A 230-nucleotide genomic window follows, 5' to 3' on the forward strand; every position below is an offset into this window, starting at 1 on the left:
TTTTAATGAAAAGAAAAAGGTTCCTAATTAGTGCATTATTTTTGGTAACCTTGTTTACGTTAAGTATCTTAAATACCGTGGTTAATGCTGGGGAAATTAGACAGGTTAAATTTCATTCCGATGAACAAGGAAATATCATAGACAGACCTCCCTATCCGCCTTTTTCTGTTTTTATCTTTGGAACTGAAAGGTATGGATACGATTTGGGGCATATAATGATAGAAGGGGCG

General features: G+C 35.2%; 1 pseudogene. It reads left to right on the top strand.

The window, feature by feature from the left end:
- Positions 1-230: pseudogene (locus V7137_RS24430) on the top strand (peptide ABC transporter permease); the annotation flags it as partial.

It is taken from the genome of Neobacillus drentensis, assembly GCF_036962765.1.
In the GTDB taxonomy this organism is placed as follows: domain Bacteria; phylum Bacillota; class Bacilli; order Bacillales; family Cytobacillaceae; genus Neobacillus; species Neobacillus drentensis_C.